Annotated in this window: 20 protein-coding genes; 3 read left to right on the forward strand and 17 right to left on the reverse strand. The window is 35.3% G+C overall.

Annotation, left to right across the window (positions count from 1 at the left end):
• Window positions 1-69 precede the first annotated feature (69 nt).
• The 7 genes from KO493_RS02600 to KO493_RS02630 all read right to left on the reverse strand — a co-directional run bounded on the left by KO493_RS02600 (window position 70) and on the right by KO493_RS02630 (window position 5,277).
• Entirely contained in the window at window positions 70-417 is a 348-nt protein-coding gene (locus tag KO493_RS02600; RefSeq protein ID WP_216066380.1) for a four helix bundle protein, read from the reverse strand.
• A 103-nt stretch (window positions 418-520) separates the two neighbouring features.
• The gene (locus KO493_RS02605; protein ID WP_216066381.1) at window positions 521-1,645 is read right to left on the reverse strand and encodes a diphosphomevalonate/mevalonate 3,5-bisphosphate decarboxylase family protein; all 1,125 of its coding nucleotides are present in this window, start codon (window positions 1,643-1,645) and stop codon (window positions 521-523) included.
• An 87-nt stretch (window positions 1,646-1,732) separates the two neighbouring features.
• Window positions 1,733-2,269, reverse strand: coding sequence for a DUF1697 domain-containing protein (locus KO493_RS02610; RefSeq protein ID WP_216066382.1), 537 nt, complete (start codon window positions 2,267-2,269; stop codon window positions 1,733-1,735).
• Between the two features lie 21 nt (window positions 2,270-2,290).
• The gene (locus KO493_RS02615) at window positions 2,291-2,458 is read right to left on the reverse strand and encodes a hypothetical protein (protein WP_216066383.1); all 168 of its coding nucleotides are present in this window, start codon (window positions 2,456-2,458) and stop codon (window positions 2,291-2,293) included.
• 58 nt (window positions 2,459-2,516) lie between these two features.
• Window positions 2,517-3,728, reverse strand: a complete 1,212-nt coding sequence (locus tag KO493_RS02620; RefSeq protein ID WP_216066384.1) for an NAD(P)/FAD-dependent oxidoreductase — start codon at window positions 3,726-3,728, stop codon at window positions 2,517-2,519.
• Window positions 3,725-4,411 (reverse strand): glycerophosphodiester phosphodiesterase, encoded by a 687-nt coding sequence (locus KO493_RS02625; protein ID WP_216066385.1) that lies wholly within the window; start codon window positions 4,409-4,411, stop codon window positions 3,725-3,727. Before KO493_RS02625 ends, KO493_RS02620 begins: the two co-directional genes overlap by 4 nt.
• Window positions 4,408-5,277 carry an acyl-CoA thioesterase gene (locus KO493_RS02630; RefSeq protein ID WP_216066386.1) on the reverse strand — a complete coding sequence of 290 codons (870 nt, stop codon included), beginning with the start codon at window positions 5,275-5,277 and terminating at the stop codon, window positions 4,408-4,410. Before KO493_RS02630 ends, KO493_RS02625 begins: the two co-directional genes overlap by 4 nt.
• Window positions 5,278-5,473: 196 nt before the next feature.
• On the opposite strand from KO493_RS02630, the gene KO493_RS02635 reads away from it, so the two are divergent.
• A complete protein-coding gene (locus KO493_RS02635; RefSeq protein ID WP_216066387.1) occupies window positions 5,474-6,211 on the forward strand; it encodes a hypothetical protein in 738 nt (245 codons plus the stop codon).
• A gap of 223 nt (window positions 6,212-6,434) precedes the next feature.
• Here KO493_RS02635 and KO493_RS02640 read toward each other — a convergent pair whose 3' ends face one another.
• The 7 genes from KO493_RS02640 to KO493_RS02670 form a co-directional block, all read right to left on the reverse strand.
• The gene (locus KO493_RS02640) at window positions 6,435-7,403 is read right to left on the reverse strand and encodes an aldo/keto reductase (RefSeq protein ID WP_354667416.1); all 969 of its coding nucleotides are present in this window, start codon (window positions 7,401-7,403) and stop codon (window positions 6,435-6,437) included.
• A gap of 42 nt (window positions 7,404-7,445) precedes the next feature.
• Window positions 7,446-9,008, reverse strand: coding sequence for a protein adenylyltransferase SelO (locus KO493_RS02645; RefSeq protein ID WP_216066388.1), 1,563 nt, complete (start codon window positions 9,006-9,008; stop codon window positions 7,446-7,448).
• Window positions 9,005-9,541, reverse strand: a complete 537-nt coding sequence (msrA, locus tag KO493_RS02650; protein ID WP_216066389.1) for a peptide-methionine (S)-S-oxide reductase MsrA — start codon at window positions 9,539-9,541, stop codon at window positions 9,005-9,007. Before msrA ends, KO493_RS02645 begins: the two co-directional genes overlap by 4 nt.
• Window positions 9,534-9,992, reverse strand: a complete 459-nt coding sequence (gene msrB / locus KO493_RS02655; protein ID WP_216066411.1) for a peptide-methionine (R)-S-oxide reductase MsrB — start codon at window positions 9,990-9,992, stop codon at window positions 9,534-9,536. The genes msrA and msrB overlap by 8 nt, the downstream gene beginning before the upstream one ends.
• A gap of 72 nt (window positions 9,993-10,064) precedes the next feature.
• Entirely contained in the window at window positions 10,065-10,688 is a 624-nt protein-coding gene (locus KO493_RS02660) for a hypothetical protein (RefSeq protein ID WP_216066390.1), read from the reverse strand.
• Between the two features lie 240 nt (window positions 10,689-10,928).
• Window positions 10,929-11,582, reverse strand: a complete 654-nt coding sequence (gene fsa / locus KO493_RS02665) for a fructose-6-phosphate aldolase (protein WP_216066391.1) — start codon at window positions 11,580-11,582, stop codon at window positions 10,929-10,931.
• 2 nt (window positions 11,583-11,584) lie between these two features.
• A complete protein-coding gene (locus tag KO493_RS02670) occupies window positions 11,585-13,630 on the reverse strand; it encodes a transketolase family protein (protein WP_216066392.1) in 2,046 nt (681 codons plus the stop codon).
• A gap of 342 nt (window positions 13,631-13,972) precedes the next feature.
• Between KO493_RS02670 and KO493_RS02675 the strand changes: the two genes are divergently transcribed.
• The gene (locus tag KO493_RS02675) at window positions 13,973-14,752 is read left to right on the forward strand and encodes a DUF2490 domain-containing protein (protein WP_216066393.1); all 780 of its coding nucleotides are present in this window, start codon (window positions 13,973-13,975) and stop codon (window positions 14,750-14,752) included.
• An 82-nt stretch (window positions 14,753-14,834) separates the two neighbouring features.
• Here KO493_RS02675 and KO493_RS02680 read toward each other — a convergent pair whose 3' ends face one another.
• The 3 genes from KO493_RS02680 to KO493_RS02690 form a co-directional block, all read right to left on the reverse strand.
• Window positions 14,835-15,479 carry a response regulator transcription factor gene (locus KO493_RS02680; RefSeq protein ID WP_216066394.1) on the reverse strand — a complete coding sequence of 215 codons (645 nt, stop codon included), beginning with the start codon at window positions 15,477-15,479 and terminating at the stop codon, window positions 14,835-14,837.
• On the reverse strand, window positions 15,469-17,598 hold the full coding sequence (locus KO493_RS02685; protein ID WP_216066395.1) for a tetratricopeptide repeat-containing sensor histidine kinase: 2,130 nt from the start codon (window positions 17,596-17,598) through the stop codon (window positions 15,469-15,471). Before KO493_RS02685 ends, KO493_RS02680 begins: the two co-directional genes overlap by 11 nt.
• Before the next feature lie 179 nt (window positions 17,599-17,777).
• A complete protein-coding gene (locus tag KO493_RS02690; protein ID WP_216066396.1) occupies window positions 17,778-18,191 on the reverse strand; it encodes a hypothetical protein in 414 nt (137 codons plus the stop codon).
• Window positions 18,192-18,458: 267 nt separating this feature from the next.
• Here KO493_RS02690 and KO493_RS02695 point away from each other — a divergent pair.
• On the forward strand, window positions 18,459-23,217 hold a 4,759-nt coding region (locus KO493_RS02695; protein WP_216066397.1), incomplete at its 3' end, for an HYR domain-containing protein.

The raw sequence follows: 23,217 nt of genomic DNA on the forward strand, positions 1-23,217 counted from the left end.
AAAAGTGAAAAACGGTCAACTCTAATTAGGGAAGTTCAAATTGATAATTGTAATATTCATTTCTATTTATTACTGCTTAGCTGATTTGACAATACTTACTAATAACCGTAATAGTTCAGTAGACTTCGATTTAAATACTTTAAATTCTTCCTCATTAATAAATTTAGTTTCATGAAGTAAATCTAACCAATAGTCTGTTTCATTAGCTTCTTTTAAGCTTATTGACATTTTACTAATAAAATCGGGTTTACTTTGAGCAAATTCGGCTTCCCTTACATTCGCTCCAATAGATGTTCCTGATTTTAATAATTGTCTTGACATAACATACTCTTTTTTATTATATGCCAAGTTTTTATATAACCCTACAATATCTACTGCAAAATTAAAACTCTTGTTTTTAATAATATTTTGTTTCATCACAACCAGAACTAAAAGTAGCTATAAACCTACAATTTTAATTCTTCATTATCAACAAGAATTTTTAACTTTTAATTATTAACTATTCATTATTAACTTTTAATTATAAACTTTTCATTATTAACTGAGCCCCAAACCCAATACTATCATTAATAAACTGTCCGTTTTGACAATAACCAGCCAATTCGTTTTCAATAAACGCTATCACAGCGGCAGCTTCCTGTTCAGGATATAGAACATGTACGTTCGCTCCAGCGTCTAGGGTAAAACACACTTTAGAACCTGTTTCTGCTCTAAATGCCCATATTTTATTGATAATTTGAAGTGTATTCGGTTTCATTAAAATAAAATATGGCATGCTGGTCATCATCATAGCATGTAGCGTTAAAGCTTCACTTTCAACCAGGGCAATAAATTTATCAAGGTCGCCCTGTTGTAAAATTTCAGCAATGACTCCTAAGTTTTCATGCGCTTGCTTAAAACGTTCTTGTGCAAAAGGATGGCCATGCATCAGGTTATGCCCAACGGTGCTGCTTACTTGTTTTTCACCTTTATCAACCAACAAAATGGTATCCTGATAGTTCTTAAAAACATCATGCACTTGATGTGGAAATTTAACTCCGAACAAATCTGAACTTCCTAATATATCTTGATGTTTACCCCAAACCACCAAATCACCCTCTAAGCTTCTACAAGCACTTCCAGAACCTAAACGTGCTAAAAAGGATGCTTTTTGAATAAAATAAGGGTCGTTTTCTTGAGATTTCTCGACGGCGTTCGAAATGACAGGACCATTTAACAATTCCTTTTCAACACTCATTAAACACAAAGCCAGGGCACTCATTCCGGAAGCTGAAGAGGCAATGCCTGAACTATGCGGAAAGGTATTTGAGGTTTCAATTTTAAAATGATAATCCTTTAAAAAAGGCAAATAGACTTCAACGCGATTAAAAAAGGTCTCGATTTTCGATTTAAAACCATCTTTCTTCTCACCATCTAAAAACACATCAAACGAAAACGATTCATTATCCGATTTCCTAGTAAAACTTAAAGAGGTGGTTGTTTTACAATTATTAAGCGTGAAACTTATTGAAGGGTTCTCTGGAATTTGATCTTTCTTCTTTCCCCAATATTTCACTAAAGCAATGTTACTTGGTGACGACCAGGTGAAACTGCCGTTTTCAATAGAATTAGAATAAGTTTTAGGGATAAAATTGTTTTCTGTCATGTTACGTTGTTCGGAAAAACCTGCTTTTACAGATTTAGAATTGAATAATTTTATTTGGCAAAAATAGGAAATATATAGGGTATTTTTTTACAACTGCTTAGACATTCCTAAAAGCTTAACCATGGTTTTATAGTTTCGAGTTGTTGCCGTAATTTTCAACTTACGTTCGAAGAAATTATTATTACACTTTGCTTTACCATAACCTACGGCGCTGTGAAAATAAATGCAATCATTGGTGATGAAAAAAGTTTCATTAGGGACGTTTATTTGAGAAACTTCCTCTAGTAATGCTAATTCTGGTGCTTCAAAAAGCAACATGAAATAGCTGTTTTCTTTTTTATCCTGAGGAAATGGACACCCATTAAAAAAATCTTGTAAAAGCTGTGGTGTTTTTACCAATACAGGAATTTCAAATGTGAAATGATTTTTAATCGCCTGGTGAATCTTTTTTTCTAAAACTTCAAGATTTCCTTCGGAAGACTGAAAGACCATATTACCACTTTGAATATAAGTTTGAACGTTTTCCAACCCTGTTGAAGTTAGTACTTCACGAAGCGTTGCCATAGGAATCTTGTTTTTCCCGCTCACATTAATGCCCCGTAAGAAAGCTATGTAGGTATTCATTTAGAAGTTTTGTTTTAAAAATTAAGACCTGCCATACTGCGCTTTAATAGCTTCCCAATGATGGGTTTTTAGTGTGCCATTTTCATTTCTTGCAATCATATCGTCCATCATAGCTTTGCAGGAGTCTGAAGGTGATAAAAAGCCAGTAGATGCACGATCCAGTTCATTAATTTTCTTTGATTCACCCATGATATATTATTACACATAAAGGTACTCAACAAAGACTTGAATTAAAAAAAATTTGCAATTATTTCGACATATGCTGCGCTGCAATAAAAGCCCCAGTCCAAGCATTCTGGAAGTTAAATCCGCCAGTAACGGCATCGATATTTAACACTTCACCAGCAAAATAGAGATTTTTCACCAGTTTACTTTCAAAGGTTTTAAAGTTGACTTCTTTGAGACTAACTCCGCCTGCGGTAACAAACTCATCTTTAAAAGTACTTTTTCCATCTACATTAAAAACGGCAGTTGTTAACTGACTGGCCAAACCTTCTAATTGCGATTTATTTAAATCTGCCCAACGCGTAGTTTCCGTCATTTTAGAGGCTAAAACCAGTTTATGCCACAAGCGTTTTGGTAAATCAAATTGCGTTGATTTAAACACGGTTTTTTTAGCTAAATCTTGCTTTAAACTTTTTAGGACATCCAAACAGTCTTCAAAACCTTGTTTTATAAAATTAACTTCAATCTGAAATTTATAATCGCGTTTGGCTAATTCTAAAGCGCCAAAGGCCGATAACTTTAAAATGGACGGCGCGCTCATGCCCCAATGAGTTATTAGCAGTGGTCCTTCACTCCATAAATTCGTCCCCAAAACTTGAACCTCCACATTTAAAGCCACAACACCAGGGATATCCTGGATGCGTTCGTCTTTAATATTAAAAGTAAACAAAGAAGGCACCGGTTGTGAAACACGATGTCCTAAACTTTCTAGAAGTTTCCAGATTTTAGGATTACTTCCTGTGGCAATCATGATTTTCTTAGCTGAAAAAGTGGTTTCAGAAGTAGTTACTACAAATTGTTCGTTTTGAGCTTCGATCGTTTTTACAGGATGATTATAGTAGATATCAACTTGATGCTTTTCGGCTTCATTTAAAAAACAATCGATAATGGTTTGTGATGAATTTGACACAGGAAACATGCGCCCATCATCTTCAATTTTAAGTGCCACCCCACGTTTTTCAAACCATTCGATGGTATCGCCTGTCATAAACTGATGAAAAGGCCCCAGTAACTCTTTTTCCCCGCGAGGATAATTTTGAACCAATTCAGAAGGCATAAATTCAGCATGTGTTACATTACAGCGGCCGCCACCAGAAACCTTAACTTTCGCTAAACCTTCTTTGGCGCGCTCTAAAATAGCGACTTTTAAATTCGGATTTTGTTCTGCAATATTAATAGCTGCAAAAAAGCCTGCAGCGCCACCACCAACAATAATGACGTCTTTGGCGATCATATTCTATCTGGATAATCTGAAATGATGCCATTCACACCATATTCGATCATGCGTTCGATAGGTTTCAGGTTATTTACCGTATAAGTAATAACTTTGAAGTCTTCTTTTAACTCCTCAACATTTTCGGGAGTAAGCATGGTATAATTTGGGTGAATAGATACCGCATTAATGCTTTTAGCGAAAGTTACAGCTTCTTCCAAATTTGTATTTGTAAGCACCCCTAGCGGAATGTCTTTATTTATTTTATAAGCTTCCTCTAATAAATCAAACTGAAAACTAGATACAATAATATTACTGTAATCCCAGCCTTTTTTATCAACGAAAAAAGTAATAAGACGACAAGCTTCTTTAGCGGTATCCCGCCCTTTTAACTCAATATTCAACAAACATTTGTTGTCTACCAAAGCCAAAACTTGTGATAAAGTCGCAATTTGGTAGCGGCCTTTAACCTTAATTTTTTTCAAGTTGTTAAGGGTATGTTTTGAAACTTCACCTAAGCCATCGGTAACCCGATTTAAGGTAAAATCATGAAACACCACCAACTCTCCAGATGCACAACGGTGTACATCTATTTCGATACCATCAACTTTTAAGTCTAAAGCTTTTTTAATCGATTCTAATGTGTTTTCTGCAAGGTGACCTTTGGCACCACGATGCCCTATTTTTAAAACTTTGTTTGTCATTTTTTTTCAATTGGACGCATTAAACCTTCTTGTGCTACCGATGCTATTAACTCCCCATTTCTAGTGTATATATTTCCTCTAGCAAACCCTCTGGCGCCGGAAGAACTTGGAGATTCTACAGAAAACAACATCCAGTCGTTTAAATCGAAATCTCTAAAATACCAGATAGAATGGTCTAAGCTAGCAGTTTGTGTGTTGCCCCAATGCGCTTTACTGGCATGCGGATTAAGAGCAGAAACTAAAATATTGTAATCTGAAATATACGTTAAAATTTGTTGTTTTGTGGCTAAATCTAAATTATTAGCATCACCTTTTATTTTAAACCAAACATCGCTGTAAGGCGGTACATCCTTTTTATCCAGAGGATTAACTATTTTTGTTGGTTTAAATTCTATAGGGCGTTTCACTTCAAAAAAGGCTTTTAAACCTTTTGGCAAAACTTCTCCATACTGATGCAAAATATCGGTCCAACTTAATAATTCTTCAGGTTGTTTTAAACCCGGTTTCATATCGATTTGATGACTATAACCATCTTCTTGGATATGAAACGATGCCGATAAAATAAAAATGGTGTTTTCATTTTGATGTGCCGTAACCCGACGCACCGAAAAACTACCACCATCTCTAACCACAGTAACATTGTATGTTATCGGGTGCTCTAAATTCCCTGCTTCTAAAAAATAAGCGTGCATGGAATGTAAAACTCTCTGACTAGATACGGTTCTTGTAGCAGCATTAATAGCCTGTGCTAAAACCTGACCACCAAATACGATAGGGCTTCCAATAGTTTTGCTTATGCCATTAAAAACATAATCATTAACTTTTTCTAAAACTAAAAGTTTTAATAAGTCCTCAACCGTGGTCATTGTTAGTTCTTGTTTTACGCGGTAAATTTATTAAATTATGAACGGCTACGAGAATGTTTTACCAATAGATTAATAAAATTTAATTTATATTTCATCTACATTCCTTTTATTTTGCTTAAAATTACAACAATCGTCACTAGATTTTTAATAATTCTTTATATTTTAATCACTTTTAACCACCTGTAAAACAACACTATTGATTACGATTACCGCACTACCATCTACTTTAAAAGAAGCTTCGGCAATTCAAAAAGTAGTAGGATCTCATTTATTATGGACCATTGAAGATTCGGGCAATAAAAATCGCATTTATGGTTTCGATCTTCATGGAAACCTAAAAAAACGCATTACCATTAGTAATGCAAAAAATAAAGACTGGGAAGACCTCACTTCAGACAACTTCGGAAATTTATACATAGGCGATTTTGGAAACAATAAAAAGAAGCGTAAAAACTTCACGATTTACAAAGTTTCGAGTATTGTAAATGAGGAAACATCTGCGGAAAAAATAAAATTTACACTTCCTAAAGGAATGAAATCTCAAGATTTTGAAAGCTTTTTTCTTCTGAAAAATAATTTTTACATCTTCAGTAAAGACGAAAAAGAAACCATTGTTTTTAAGGTACCCAATTGCAAAGGGAAACATACTGCTAAAGCGGTTTCAAATCTCAAATTTGATAAGCATTTGAAAAAAATCACGTCGGCCGCTGTTTGCCCCAATGAAAAAACCATTATTCTTTTGAATCATGATCGACTCCTTAAGATTTCAAATTTTGAAACGGACGATTTTTTTAAGGCCCAGATAGATGTTTTAAAATTTAAACATAACTCTCAAAAGGAAGGTATTTATTTTAAAGACCATCAAACCGTTTACATTACCGATGAAGGTGATAAAGGTGAAGGTGGCAAGTTATATGAGTTTAATATCAATTGAGCATAAGTCTAAGCCCACTCCGAGGGAAAAACGTAGCTAACTCTATCGGCCTGCCGGCGGCCAAGTGCTTGAGTTTTTCCATGTCATACGACATTACACCACTAAATTGGTATTAAAATGTTTTTTAAAAGGAAAAAAGATGGTGTAACTGTTTACAGAGGCTTGACTTAGTTCTTTTTCAAAGGCTATTATGTATTGAAAAACTGAATCTCACGTAAGTAAATTAATTCCAATCGAGTGCACTGCGTTCTTCCCAATAAAAACTTGGTTTAACCGCCAAAGTGTTTAGATTTTGTAAATCTTCAGCATCTAACTGAAAGTCATTAGCTTTTAAATTTGCTTTTAATTGCTCAATATTTGATGCTCCACTAAGCACATAATCTGGCTGCAGATGATCCATCACAAAACGTAGCGCAATGGCATCTACCTCTACATTATATTTTTCGGATAGTTCTTTTAAAACAACATAAGCCTCTTTATACTGAGGAAACTGTTCACTTTCAAAAACACGTCCGTTTGCCAAGGCCTCCTTAATGATTACTGTCTTTCCGTTATTCATAACCGCTTTTAAAACCTCAAAAGTGGATTGCTCGAAAACATTATACGACACTTGAAAACTATCAAACAAAGAGATACCATTAATTTCAATTTTCAGAGCTTCCTCAATAATAGCTGCCTGGTTTTCACCACTGGTTGATATTCCAATATGCAAACCTGTGGCTTCTTTTATGCGGAATAATTCTTTTAAAACAGCTTGATTTTCTAAAATACCACTATCGAAGGTTGCCGAATGTACTTGGTAATATTTTAAGCTGGGCAGCATGGCTTTTGAAACTTGCCATTGTTCAACCAATTTTTCTAATGAATGTTCTTTAATTTCATGTTTACCCGAATAACCAAGTTCCCAATTCGCTACATAGGTATACCCCCATTTGGTACCCAAAACAGCATCCTTATGCTGCGTTTGCGCATGCCATTCTTGCAAAAAGGCCTCTCCTTTACCGTAGGAAGGCGCCGTATCGAAGTAACGAACACCGCGTTTATAAGCTTCATCTAATACTGAAAATGCGGTAATTTTAAAAGCATCTTCCGTTTTATCGATGTCTTTATCGCTTCGAATATTAATGTATTCTGGTCGCCCTAATGCGGCTAAACCTAATCCTATTTTAGTTGTTGATGTAGTTTTAATGATATGAAATTTTTAATTTTTAATTATTGCTTTTTAACTTAGTCTTTACGAACTACAAGACAACATCGAACAGCCTACTTTATTCCTAGCCCATTCCGGTCGTTTTGCAAACCATTTTACGTGTTCAGGCTGTTCGGCGTAAGGTTGTTTTAAAAGCTGAAACAATTCATCGATCAAACTATAATCCCCTGTATCGGCAGCATCAATGGCGAGCTGTGCCATGTAATTTCTAAGCACGTATTTAGGGTTTACCGCATTCATTTTTTCTTTCCTTTCAGGATATGAAACAGGTTCCTGATTTAAACGATTCGCATAATTCTCAAACCACTGGCTCCAACGGTCTTTAATTTCAACAGTCAATGCTTCTGGTTTATAAAAAGCATCTTGAACCACTACGATACCTTCAGTTGGTTTCTCCTTTTCAAAACCACTTAAATTTCTAAAAAATATGGTCATATCGGTTTCCGTAAGGTGTAATATATCTTCTAAATCCTGAATAAGAACCTTATCGGAATCTGCTTCGGTTTGCAAACCTAATTTTGAACGCATCATTTTAAAAGACGCTTGATCGAAATTGGATTGATAAGCGTTTAAAATGGCCTCTAAAGCTGGCGCATCGTCAATTAACGGATAAATAGCGTTTGCTAGCTGCAGTAAATTCCACAGCCCCATATTGGGTTGATTCCCAAAACGGTAGCGTTTATGTTGCCTGTCGGTTGTATTTGGCGTCCAACCAAAATCGAACCCCTCTAGCCAACCGTAGGGTCCGTAATCTATGGTCAAACCTAAAATAGACATGTTATCGGTATTCATAACACCATGCACAAAACCAACACGTTGCCAATGGATAATCATATCTAAAGTACGCTTTGAAACCTCCCTAAAAAACGCTAAATAAGTTTCTTTTGAAGGCGCACCTAAATCTTTAAAATGATGTTTTATAGTGTAGTCTACTAAAGTTTTTAGAGACTTTTCATCTTGTCTGGCAGCAAATATTTGATAATTACCAAAACGTAAAAACGATTCGGCGGTACGACAAACAATCGCCCCTTTTTCGTATTCCGGATTACCATTGTATAACACATCACGTAGTACTTGATCACCAGATAATGCTAGGGACAACGCACGCGTTGTTGGAACCCCTAAATGAAACATAGCTTCGCTACACAAATACTCACGAATGGAAGAACGCAACACGGCCAAACCATCGGCGGAGCGTGAATACGGCGTTTCCCCGGAACCTTTTAATTGAAGGGCCCAGTTTTTATTATCGTGTTCCACTTCACATAAATTAATAGCACGACCATCTCCCAGTTGTCCAGCCCAATTGCCAAATTGATACCCGCCATAACACATGGCGTAGGGTTTTGTATTTGGTAAAACTGCATTACCGGTAAATACTTTTAAGAAATCTTCTGTTTTGCTATCTTCTTTGGAAAGCCCTATATTTTCGAGCATTTCAGGAGACACATGAAGCATTTCTGGTTGTGCCGTTTTCTTAGGCGTCACATAAGAGAAACAAGCTTTTTCAACCTGCCTTCTGCTATTTTTCAGAATGGGATCTGCAGGTAGTTCTTTAGTGAATTTATCGTTTATATTCAGTTTCATGTTTTTAATTTATCCGCATGTAATTGGCGAAGTTTCGTTAGCTTCGGTGTGATTACAAAACTACAATAACCCTGAGTAGGATGTGTCCTGTAATAGTTTTGATGTTCGGCTTCCGCTTCATAAAAAACATCTAATGGGGACATTTCGGTAACTATCGTTTTTTCGAAGTAAGTGCCAATTTCAGAAACTACTTTTTCTGCTATTTCTTGTTGTTTCTCATCGTGATAATAAATCACCGATCGGTATTGCGTGCCTTTGTCGGCGCCTTGTTGGTTTAAGGTAGTTGGATCATGAGTCGTCATAAAAATGATGAGAATCTCTTGGTATGAAATCACGTTGGCATTAAAGGTAATTTGAACCACCTCGGCATGCCCTGTTAATCCAGAACAAATTTCACGATAGGTAGGATGCCCAGGCACGGCACCTCCAGAATACCCGGAAACCACATGCTCTACGCCTTTGACTTCCTGAAAAACGGCTTCTGTACACCAGAAACAACCACCGCCAACGGTAGCAATTTGTATATTACTCATGGTCTTTCTCCTTTTCTAAAATCATGGATGCCGAATTGATGCAGTAACGCAATCCGCTAGGTTCTGGCCCATCGGGAAACACGTGTCCCAAATGCGCATCGCAGGCATTACACATCACCTCTACGCGCACCATGCCGAAAGCTGTATCCTTTTCGTATTTAATGGCGTTGTTTTTTATAGGCTGTGTAAAACTTGGCCAACCAGTTCCAGAACTAAATTTTATGGTAGAGTCGAATAACGGGGTATCGCAACACACACAATTGTATTTCCCTTCGTCATACGTTGTACACAGGTCACCGCTATGCGCATGCTCTGTACCTTTCTCACGAGTAATTCGAAACTGCTCTGCGGTTAATTGAGTCTTCCATGCTTCTTCACTTTTTTCTACGCGTTTATCGGGAATTGGGTTTCCGTTTACAGCGTAACTCATGACATCTTTCCAAGTTAACATAGTTTGTTTTTGCATTTTAATTTAGTCGAAATTACATAAAATAACTTTCGTTAAAGCAAAAACAGATTATTCTTAGAATTTATAGGTTTTAGAAGGACTAAAATTATCATCAAATAGAATTAAGTCATGTCCCGAAGGCGCTTCATCTACCGGTGTTACAACAGAAGGATTCGAAGGATATGACTTTCCATCGTAAATTAATCTTATATTTTTCCCATGGAATTTAACCATAATGGTTTTCCAATCGTTTTGGGTGTCTTTAGAAAGATACAACGGTGTTCTAGTTACCGAAAATTTGGTAATTACATTTAAATCGTGATCTAAAAGTAATAAAGCACAGCCTCCAGTACCACAGAAATAACTAGAGAAAAAATTCAGAAAAATCTCCTTTTTGCCATCGTTATTTAAATCTACTTCTGCCATTTGAAACTTTTTATCGTTATCAGACATGATACTGTAATCTGATTTGAAATGATCATTTTTCAAGAAGGATGCTACTTTTTCTGCTAGTGCATCATTCACTGTAAAAGGCATGTACTTAGCATCTGAAGCATTCGCTGTTTCTGTTGGTGTTTGCTCTTGTACTGGCTCTTCAGTTGAAACGACTGGTGCTTCTGTGGCATTGCTTTTATTAGCCTCATTTTTACAAGACCATAATGCTAAGGTTAAAACGGATACTACTAATAATTTTTTCATAAGATTACTATTAAATTTAAATGGATTTAATCATAAGAACTGGTTAGGCTTAGATGATTTTTAACATAAGACTATTCGTCTTCTCGAGTCGCGCCCCTACTTTCTCTATATACCCGGCGCCACAACCAACTAACACGCTCAACATCAGCCGTATATCAAATATAAAAAAAAGCTTTCCATTTCAAGCATAACACTCGAAACAAAAAGCTTTTAAATCGTATTAAAATAAGAAACTTGTACTTAGTTTCCTTTTTTGTAATCTTCTAAAAATTTAGCTAAACCGATATCTGTTAAAGGGTGTTTTAATAAACCTTTAATTGACGATAATGGTCCTGTCATAACATCAGATCCTAATTTAGCACAATCAATTACGTGCATCGTGTGACGCACAGAAGCGGCTAAAATTTGAGTTTCGAAACCGTAGTTATCGTAAATCTGTCTGATTTCAGCAATAAGATTTAAACCATCTGTTGAAATATCATCTAAACGACCAATAAACGGTGATACATAAGTCGCTCCAGCTTTTGCTGCCAATAAAGCTTGACCTGCCGAAAACACTAAAGTGACGTTAGTTCTAATCCCTTTATCTGAAAAATACTTACAGGCTTTAATACCATCGGCAATTAAAGGTAATTTTACAACAATTTGAGGGTGAAGGGCTGCTAAAGCTTCGCCTTCTTTAACCATCCCGTCAAAATCTGTTGAGATTACCTCAGCACTCACATCACCTTCAACAATATCACATATTTTAGTGTAGTGTGCCAATATGTTTTCAGCACCTGTAATACCTTCTTTAGCCATTAAAGACGGGTTTGTTGTTACACCATCTAAAACACCTAAAGCCTGAGCTTCAGCGATATCATCAAGGTTTGCTGTATCTATAAAAAATTTCATAATTATGCTGTTTTGTAAACTGTTTTTAAATATTCTAATACTTCGTTGCTTACTTTTTCACCAGTAAACCCGAATTTTTCATCTAGCACTGAAGCTGGCGCTGAATAACCGAAGTGATCGACACCGAATACTTTACCATTATCACCAACAAGACCTTCTAAGTTCACAGGTAAACCTGCAGTTAAACCAAAAAGAGGTTTGTTTTTAGGAATGATGCTGTCTTGGTAGTCTTTAGATTGTAATCTGAAAACACCTTCAGAAGGAATAGAAGCAATATTTACTTTCAATCCTTTTTCAGCTTCTAAAATTTCTGCAGCAGCAATTAATGTAGAAACTTCCGATCCGTTTGCGATTAAAACCACATCTGGATTTTCAACTTCCTTCACTAAATACCCTCCTTTTTCAGCAGCTAAAGCCTCTTGGTATCTTGATTCTCCTTGAGCAGGAACATCTTTAATACCTTGTCTTGATAAAATTAAACCGGTTGGCGTATTTTTATTTTCTAAAGCCATTTTCCAAGCTACGTTTGTTTCTGCTGAATCGGCAGGACGTAAGGCTAAGAAACTTGGGTTTCCGCTATGGTTTTTTAATTTTTCTAATAAACGAATTTGAGCTTCTTGCTCGATTGGTTGGTGTGTTGGACCATCTTCACCTACTCTAAAAGCATCGTGAGTCCATACATATTTAACACCTAATTCTTGGATACCACTTAAACGAATGGCAGGCTTCATATAATCTGAAAACACAAAGAATGTCGCTACAACAGGAATAATCCCACCGTGTAATGCTAATCCGTTTGCAATACAAGCCATAGTTAATTCGGCAACCCCTGCTTGTAAAAATGATCCTGAGAAATCACCTTTTTGCATCGCATGCGTTTTCTTTAAGAAACCATCAGTTTTATCAGAGTTTGATAAATCGGCAGAAGACACAATCATGTTTTCTACGTTTTCAGCTAAGTAACCTAATACTGCTGAAGACGCTGCTCTAGTTGCTAAACCTGCTTTTTGAGCTAAATCGAAATCTAATTCTGGTAATTCACCAGATAAGAAGAAGTCTAATTTTTCAGCTAATGCTTGGTTAGCATCTCTCCACGTATTAATTTCTGCTTTCTTTTCAGCCGCTTGAGCTGTTTTTTCAGCAATTAAATTTTTATAAAATTCTTGAACATCACCATAAATATCGAAAGGATTATTGACGTCTGCTCCTAAATTTTCTAATGTTTTTTCGTAATCTGCTCCAGATGCTCCAATGGGCTGACCGTGTAATTCACAGTAGCCTTCGAACATACTACCATCGGCAGCAACACACCCTTTACCCATTATTGTTTTACCAATAATTAAGGTTGGTTTTTCTGTTTCGTTATTCGCATCGGTTAATGCTTTTCTTATTTGATCGTGATCATGACCGTCGATAGTTACCACTTTCCAGCCCCATGATTCATATTTCATAGCGGTATCTTCGGTAGTCACCTCATCGGTAGAAGTAGATAACTGGATATCGTTAGAATCGAAAAACATGATGAAGTTGTTAAGTCCTAAGTGACCTGCAATACGACCTGCCCCTTGAGACACTTCTTCTTGAATACCACCATCAGAAATGAAACCATATACTTTATGGTTCATCCAATCTCCAAACTTCGCTTGTAAAAATTTCGCTCCAATTGCAGCGCCCACACCCATCGTGTGACCTTGTCCAAGTGGACCAGATGTGTTTTCAATACCTCTTTTTACATCCACTTCTGGGTGACCTGGTGTGATTGAACCCCATTGTCTGAAATTAGCAACATCGCCTTTTGCGTAGTTACCTAATAGGTAATACTGCGCATACATTAAAGTAGATAAGTGACCAGCATCCATAAAGAAACGGTCTCTAAAAGCCCACTCCATATCTGAAGGATCAAAATTAAAAAATTCGGAGTATAAAATGTGCATGAAATCTGCACCTCCCATAGGTCCACCTGGGTGCCCCGATTTTGCTTTTTCTACCATGGCAACAGCTAATGCTCTGATATTATCTGCCGATTGCTGATCAATTTGTTTGTTCATTTCCTCTTAATGTTTGTATTAAATAGCATGGTTACTGGCTTGAGAATTAAATTTAATTTTAAATTCAAAACACATTTAACTTCACCTATTTCATGCTAATATCTGCTCTATAAATAGATTTTTGCAAATATATAACCTTTAATGGGTTGAGTTAAAAAATATCTTATAAAAAAATAAAAATTAACGAAAGCGTTTGCGTGAGAATCACACAGGTTAACTAAATTAAAAAGAAGCTTTATATCCCAACTATTTACATTGCTAATTATTAAGTAAATTTGCTTAACAAAGTATTAAAAAAAATAATTTCCATTTTCATTAATTTATAGACTACAATTAGGTTGAATGCGCAAGACTACTCATGTTTTTGATAAAAAAATATACATAAAAGGAATTCATACCTTATTATTTATTTTATTTATCACACCGTGTATAGGCTTTACTCAGAGTGCTCCATTAGAGGTAGACAACGCATTCACCCAACAACTATGGCTAAGTATCGCGCCTAGTTGGAAATTAAAAGACAGCACTTATTTAAAATCTGACGCAGGTTATCGAACCAAAACCTCCAATGATTGGGAGCGCTATGTAGCAAGAGCAGCTTACGAAAAAACAATTAAACCTTTTTTTTTAAAAAAATTGAAGCGTTACGAATCTTATAGTGCCGGGCTAGGCTTATTTTACCTCAACAACAGAATAGGCCCCAACTCATTAGAAATAAGACCATTTCAAGGCTTCCGAATTAATCTTAATATCTCGAAACGAATTCATATCACTAATTATTTCAGATTAGAAGAGCGTTTTTTGATTACCGCACAAGAGTATAGCAACCATTTCGGACTACGTTTTAGGTATCAAATCATGACCAATATTGGATTACAAGGTTTGCTATTTAGCGACAATAGAGGTTTTTATTTCCCCATGGGGATAGAATTCTTCTATGACATAGTAGAACTTTCGCAATTTAGCGACGTTATTCGTATCACCCCAGGAGCAGGCTACCAATTTAATCCTAGTTTTAAAATTCAAAGTATGCTTGCCTACATTTATACTAAACAAAATATAGGTGGCATCTATAGAACAAATGACATTATTTTTAGACTAAGAGTTATAAAATCGTTTTAAACAGAACTATAGTAACATACTTATTTAAACCCACTCGAATAACTACGAGCCAAATTGTCAAATATTTTGGGAATTGTTTTAGCTATTCCGCTATATATTTCATTTTTAATGCATGTTTAGTGAGGCCGGCGAGATTTCTAACATTTAATTTAGCGATCAAGTTTTTCCTATAACTCTCTATGGTATGCTTACTTAAGTGTAATTTATCTGCAATTTCTTGTGTGGTAAACTCTTGAGCTATTAGAGTAATAACATCAATTTCGCGTTGGGTCAATTTAATTTCTTCTTGCTGCTTTTTGTAAAATTTATTTTCTAAAAAAACATCTTTTATTTCTTTCGAAAAGTATTTTTCTCCTTTCAATATGGACTGAATAGCAAGCAATAATTCATGCTTTTCTGCATTTTTATGCACGTAACCATCTACATCATCGGCGATAAGTTCATCAATCATTTCAGCGTCGTTATGCATGCTAACTACAAGAGATTTTATATTTCTTTTTTGAGCCTTTAGTATTTTATTAAGTGCAATACCATTTAATTTTGGCATCGAAATATCGGTAATAACTAAGTCTATTCGTTCTTCAGAATTAATTTTCAAATACTTTAGAAGCTGTTCCCCATTTGTTGTAGTTAACAAAACATGATATTCTTTTTTTGTATTCAGGATACTGAGTACCCCATCTAAAAACATTTTATGATCGTCTACAATCACTAAATTATACTTCATTTTCAACTGGAATTGGGATTTCAATATTTACTATTGTGCCTCTATTAATTCTGGAATCAATATTAAAAGTCCCTTGAAATTTTTTCAGTCTACTTTTTATATTTTCATACCCTATGCCTTCATGGTGATGCTCTGGATTAAACCCAACGCCATCATCTTCAAATAGGATATTTAATTCATTTTCTAATAAATTTAACTGCAAGTCGATAATTGTCGCTTTGGCATGCTTAATAGTATTGGTAGTTAACTCTTGAATGATTTTAAAAATTTCTATTTGGAGGTTTTTATCCAAAAGATCAATTTTTTGCGACGGGTATCCCAAAAATGCACTTTTGGCTCCCCATATACTATGAATGTATTCTTTTAAGACTTCACAAAAATTATTTTCACTAAATTTTTTCGGAATTAAATCATGAGAAAGAAAACGCACCTGATCATAAGTTTCATCTAACTGACTGTTAATAGTACTTAAAAAATGCGGTTCACTACTATTTGGAGCATTATTTAACTTCAGTTTTATGGCGGCTAAGTTACCGCCAATACTATCATGCAACTCTTGAGCTATACGTTTACGCTCTTTGTTTTGCCCTTTTATAGAGGCTTTAACTAGTTTTAATTCTTGATCTTTAATTATTGATGAAATTTCTTTTTTCTTTATTTCTTCTTGTTTTTTATTTAGTTCACTTTGCGCTTGAAGCTTTTGGTAATATATAACAAGCAAACCTATGATAGGAACAAGTAGCACTAAAAAGAAATACAGCATGATTTTTTTAGCACTTTTCTCTTTTTCAAGCTTGGTTTGTTGAATTTCTTGATCTTTTTTTAATAGAATAATCTCTGTTAACTTTTTTTCAGAAGCATTTTGAAAAGACAAAAGTTTGTTTTCATTTTCTTTATTTTCAACTTCTTGCCTTAATTTGAGGTTATTTAAAGCTTCATTTTTATTTTTAATTTCCAGTTTTCGGTTATTATTTTCAACCTGCAGTACTTTTATTTCTTTTTCTTTTTGAATGGTTTTATACTTTACTTCTATCTCATTAATCTCTTTATCCCTCTGTAATTGGTTTATAGAATCTTTTATATGATTAGATTTTGATGAAAATTCTAGAGCCGATTTATAATCATTTTTTTCAATAAATATATATTTAAGGTTATCATAAATATTTTGTTGCGCATTTAAATATCCTAACTCTATGGCGTTGTTTAATCCAGATGAAAAAACGATTTGCGCATCATGATACTGTTTTAAATCAAGATAAATACTTCCAATAGCTAGTCGCGTATCCAATGCTAATTGCTTATACTCCTTATCTTCAGACAATTGAATAACTTCATGGTATAAGGAAATTGCATCTTCAACATTATTTTGCGTGTAATAGTTTGCTGCTAGGCTCGTTTTTATAACGGCAAGGGCATAAAAATTCCGATCTTGCTCACTTAACTTTAAAGCTTTTTCATAATATTCATTTGAAGCATTATAATCTTCTAGAGTAGCATAAATGTCGCCAATGTTGATATAGCTGCCGTAAATTATTTCTAAATCATCTTTATAATTTAAACACTTTTTGAAGGTTTTTAAAGCATTTTGGTAATCGCCCATTTGCTTATAAATATTGGCAAGCCCGTGCAAATGGGTATAATACAAAGAATTGTCATTATATTTTTGAGAAGCATCTAGTCCTTTATAATGCCATTTTTTACTCTCCTTTAGCAGTCCTTTTCTTTTATTATTAATCGCCAATAAATTATATGAAATACTATGAAGTCTATATTTTAAAGAGTCCAATTGAATTAGCGAACTGTACTTTAAAGCGCGATTAGAATAATACAAAGAAGAATCAAGGAGTTGCTTTGCATTAAAATAATACCCTAAAAGCAAATTAACGTTTGCCCTGGAAACCGTATTGAGGTTTTTTTTTAAGAGCTTATGTCCCGTTGCATAAGCCTCATTAGATTTATTGTTGTTCAAAAAAGAAAAAGCCTGAGTAACTTCCTCTTTATAGTCCTTTTTAAATTTTGGAGAATGATTGGCTGTTGCATCCTTTAAAGTTTGTGCCTGTAAGGCAAAGGAACACAAAAAAGTACTAAGTAATAAAATTGAAAAAAATAATCGGGGCATAAGGACAAAACTAATAATTTCAATAATACCAATTTCCCTATGCTGGTTGTTTTACGAATTTAGGAATATTAATCGTTTTAATTATTTAAAAAAAACCATAAGCTTTAAATTGCAATTAATAATTTAATTTCTAGATGCTTATATCGTTTTCATTATTAAGAACCTCTTTTAAGAGACGCCTATAAAAACAAAAATGAAACGGCGGTCATCCAAACACCCATAAGCAAACCTACAATGCCTAGTCTTCCTAGTTTCGGGGCTAGTTTTTCTCTAATATATGCTCGCTTTTCAGTTTCTATTTTAGATGAGAAGATTTTGGTAATTAAACCAAACCCCAGTAAAAAACCTAAAACAACTTCCACAATATTACCTACGAATAAGGTAATCCACCAGAGCGGAAATGTAGTAAGCAAATTCATATTTAAAACAGAGGAGACTACTCCCCAAATGCCCCATAGGCAAAACGCGATACCAATCCAGCCTTGGTGTGGTTCAATTTGCTCTAAAAGCTCTCCCTTATTTGATTTTTTTGACACAATCAAAGACGGTACGGCAATGATACCTAGTAAGATTAGTGTAAATCCCCAGATCATGTTCAATCGCTTTTTAAAATGGTTTATAAATTATTTAAACAGTTCGTATAACTGGTTTTTATTAGAAAATGTATACCTATTACAAATTTCCGTGTTACAAAGATGTTTAAGTTGAAACTAGAATAACAGACCATTTGTGGTGATAATCACACCCCTGAAAACAGGGGGTTATCACTTTTGAAATAACCCCATTTGTAGTGATATTCCTTAATGTAATCATCGATAGTTTTGTCTGCTAGAATCTAAAAGAATAACCAAAAAATAGTTATGCATAATAAAAGTAAAAATAGAATTGGATATAAATCAAAACCTTATATCATATTGTGTTTCTTTCTGTTTTGTAATGTTTTTGCTTCTTTATCTCAAGGCGATCCAAATGTACCGATATCAATAACAGACGACACACAGCGTTTTAGTGTATATGGCGAGCAAGAAGCAGACGATTTAGGAGAATCTGTAAGTGATTTAGGGGATATAAATGGTGATGGTATAGATGATATTATAACAGGAGCTCCTGGCATAGACGACGGAACTATATTAAGAGTTGGAGAGGCTTATGTTATTTTTGGAGCTACAGGAATTACTTCAGCTTCAGTAGATGTTAATAATTTAGATGGCTCTAATGGTTTCACGGTAAGGGGCCTGAGTACTAATGATCAAATGGGGATTGAAGTTAGTAGTGCGGGCGATATAAATAACGATGGTATTAAAGATATATTAATTGGAAGTTCAGGAAAAGCCATTATCATTTTTGGAAGTAACTCTGGGTTTTCAGCATTATATACAACAACCGATATAGATGGGATAAATGGAATTATACTAGATGGCGCTGGTAATTTTGGAGAATCGGTAAGTCATCTAGACGATGTAAATGGAGATGGTATTGGTGATGTTATTATTGGAGAATCAGGTAGTGATGGTCATGCTTATGTTTTTTACGGGAGTTCGACTATCGGGCATACAAATGTTACATTACTTGACGGGAGTAATGGGTTTAATATTGAAGGCTTTTCTCAAAGTGGTTCGGGCTATGATCTCAAAGTAAGTCATGCAGGTGATATAAATAATGATGGTATCACAGATATAATATTAGGATTTCCAAGTTATGATGAAGGAACCTTGAGCTATTCTGGAAGAGTTGTAGTGATTTTTGGCAACAGCACAGGTTTTCCATCAGTATTTAGTGTAGCCTCACTAAATGGCACAAATGGGTTTGCCTTAACCGACGATATAGATTACAGTAAGTTAGGAATGACTGTAAGTGACGCAAAAGACTTTAATGGAGACGGGATTGATGATCTTGCAATTACTAGCAAGGAGAGTGCTTATGTAATATTTGGAAAAAGTACACCTTTCGCTGCTTTAGAAGATATATCCGACATCCCTGCTGCAGAAAAGTTTGTTTTTAAGTCTGGATGGTATCAATATACCGATACATTCTCAGGAATTGATGGATTGTCAGATATTAATAATGATGGGATTACAGATTTAATCGTTTCTGTGCCACACTGGTATGGCTATGCAAGAAGTGGATCGGTTTATGTTATTTATGGAAGTACAAGTTTACCAGCTTCAATGGAAAGTTTGGATGTTACCGGTGTTAATGGATATCATGTATTTGATGATGTTAGGTATAGTTACAAAGGATTTGGTTACGCTGTAAGTCATGCAGGTGACTTTAATAATGATGGTCTGACGGATTTTGTAGTTGGGCAAAAAATAAGCACTACTTACAATAGAATTGGAGCCACTCATGTCTTCTTTGGGAACACGTTTGATGTTATTGATAATGAAGCACCAACTATAACTTGTCCTAGTGGAACACAGGAATTATATGCAAATTCGGTATTGCCTAATTATATAAGTTTCCTATCTAGTGTTAACGACAATAGCTCTTATAATACAGAAATGGTGTACACTCAAACACCAGTGGAAGGCACGATATTTACCTCAAATACTAATGTAGAAATAACAGTTACCGATAGAGCTGGGAATACAAGTTCTTGTTCTTTTATGGTAACTTTAAAAACAACCACCCAAGAAATCGATTGTTCTACAACTAATTTTTCTACTAATAATCTAAATGGAACTAATGGTCTTGTCGTTTATGGAGAAGAAGCAAATAGTTATGCCGGACATGATGTGAATACCGCCGGAGATGTGAATGGCGATGGTATAGATGATTTTATTGTATTAGCTAAAGGCGATACGGTTAACCATACAGGGCCTTATAGCGGGTATCATATAGACGTCTTTGGAGGGGTTTATATTATTTTCGGGACAAGCAATGGATTTCCTCCTAATATAGATTTAGAATACCTTAATGGGGTAAATGGGTTTAAAATCAACAGCGACAACTTACCTCATAGTAGAACAAGTAGTGATAATAATTTTGGTAAAGCAGATACTGCGGGTGATATTAATAATGACGGTTTTGATGATATTATAATTAGCAACCCCTATAGAGGAAGTAGAGCAGGACACATATTTGTTGTATATGGAAAAGCTAGTGGGTATACTTCAGATTTTGATTTAGCGACATTGGATGGCACAAATGGGTTTACCATTATTGGCACTGGCACTAATGGGTTTGCAGGCCTAGACCTCGACAATTTAGGAGACGTTAATGGCGATAATATAGATGATGTCATACTTGCAAATGGTACATCTTCAGGATACTCAGAGTCTGGAAAATGCTTTGTTATTTATGGTTCAACATCGGGATATTCTACATTATTTAATCTCTCGAGTTTAGACGGCACGAACGGTTTTATAATTACTAGTAATGGAACTACTACAGAAAATATAGGTCGTAGCGTTGCAGGACTTGGCGATGTAAATGGCGACAACATTAATGATATGGCTATTGGAGGCTCAAAAGACAGAAAGTTTGTTGTTTATGGCAAACCTAGTAGCGCTAATTTTCCAAGTACATTTAATGTAGAAGATTTAGATGGATCAAACGGTTTTGCCGTTGAACATTCAGTGCTATCAATAAGCTCCTATGTAAGTCATGCTAATGATGTAAATAATGATGGTTTAAATGATATTATTTTTGGAAATAAGCATGTTCTATTTGGCAGCAATACTTTTCCTGCAGTATTCGATTTAGAAACTTTAGATGGAACTAATGGTTTTTTCACTTCTGGAACAGGAAAAGTATTTAATTCTGCCGGAGATTTTAATAATGATGGGTATGATGATTTAGTTTATGGAGATTATTCATCCCAATATCTTATTTATGGCCGAAGTGATTGGACAGAATCGGTTTCAATATCGACCAATCCAGGTTGTTTATTAAAGATGACTTTATTTAATAGTAATGATCTTGCTTCTGGCTCATGCGCAGGCGATGTTAATAATGATGGCATTGATGATCTTATTTTAGGACATTATAAACAGTATAGTTACGATTATAAAGTTAATGCAGATCCAGGTTTTGCCTATGTTATTTTTGGTAAAGAAACTCTGGATACGGAAGATCCTATAATAGATTGTCCAGCAAACCAAATTTTAGCATCAGGAGAGCTACTTCCAGATTATACCACTTTAGCTTCGGTAACAGATAATTGTGATTCTTGCATAGTCATCACCCAAGTTCCTGCCGTAGGAAGCGCATACACTCCTGGTATGACCATTACACTTACTGCCACGGATAAAAACGGTAATTCAATAAATTGTTCTTTTACAGTAGATGAAGATATAGACACTGAAAATCCAACAGCAAGCAATCCCGCAGCGATTCATGTATCATGTTCAGGAGATGTTCCAACAGAGGATATTACAGTCGTTACAGATGAAGCAGATGATAGTGGCGATCCTCCAACAGTAGCATTTGTTGGCGATGTTAGCGATGGAAATAGTAATCCAGAAGTCATCACAAGAACTTATAGCGTTACTGATGAAGCTGGGAATTCAATAAATGTAGAGCAAACTATTTCAGTTAACGACACAGAAACCCCTATAGCTAGCAGCCCTGTAGCTGTGAACGTGTCTTGCAAAAGCGCTATTCCTTCCGAAGATATTTCAGTAGTTATGGATGAAGCTGATAATTGTACAGCAAATCCAACTGTAGCTTTTGTTAGCGATGTTAGCGACGGAAACATAAACCCAGAGGTCATTACAAGAACTTATAGCGTTACTGATGAAGCTGGGAATTCAATAAATGTAGAGCAAATCATCACAATAAATGACACTGAAAACCCAACAGCAAGCCATCCTTCACCAATATACGTGTCTTGCTCAGGTGCTATTCCAACAGAAGATATTTCAGTAGTTATGGATGAAGCTGATAATTGTACAGCAAATCCAACAGTAGCTTTTGTTAGCGATGTTAGCGATGGAAACACAAACCCAGAAGTCATCACAAGAACTTATAGCGTTACTGATGAAGCAGGGAATTCAATAGAAGTAGAGCAAACTATTTCAGTTAACGACACAGAAACCCCTATAGCTAGCAACCCTGTAGCTGTGAACGTGTCTTGTTCAGGTGCTATTCCTTCCGAAGATATTTCAGTAGTTATAGATGAAGCTGATAATTGTACAGCAAATCCAACTGTAGCTTTTGTTAGCGATGTTAGCGATGGAAATAGTAATCCAGAGGTCATCACAAGAACTTACAGTGTTACCGATGAAGCTGGGAATTCAATAAATGTAGAGCAAATCATTACCATTGAGGACTCTATCAATCCAGAAATTGTTTGTCCAGGAGATATCACACAAACGGTAGATTCAGGGTCAACAACAGCGACAGTTACCTTTACCAACCCTGTAGGCACCGATAATTGCACGGTGAATGCTACAACACAAATAGCAGGTTTGGCTTCAGGGTCGGCATTCCCAATCGGGACAACCCTAATTACTTTTGAAGTTAGCGATGTTGCAGGAAACACAGCAACCTGTAGTTTCAACGTGATTGTAGAAGATGAAATTCCAGTGGATTGTCGTATTAACGATACCACAAACCCAACAGCAAGCCATCCTTCACCAATATACGTGTCTTGCTCAGGCGCTATTCCAACAGAAG

Source organism: Pseudotamlana agarivorans (assembly GCF_018860245.1).
In the GTDB taxonomy this organism is placed as follows: domain Bacteria; phylum Bacteroidota; class Bacteroidia; order Flavobacteriales; family Flavobacteriaceae; genus Pseudotamlana; species Pseudotamlana agarivorans_A.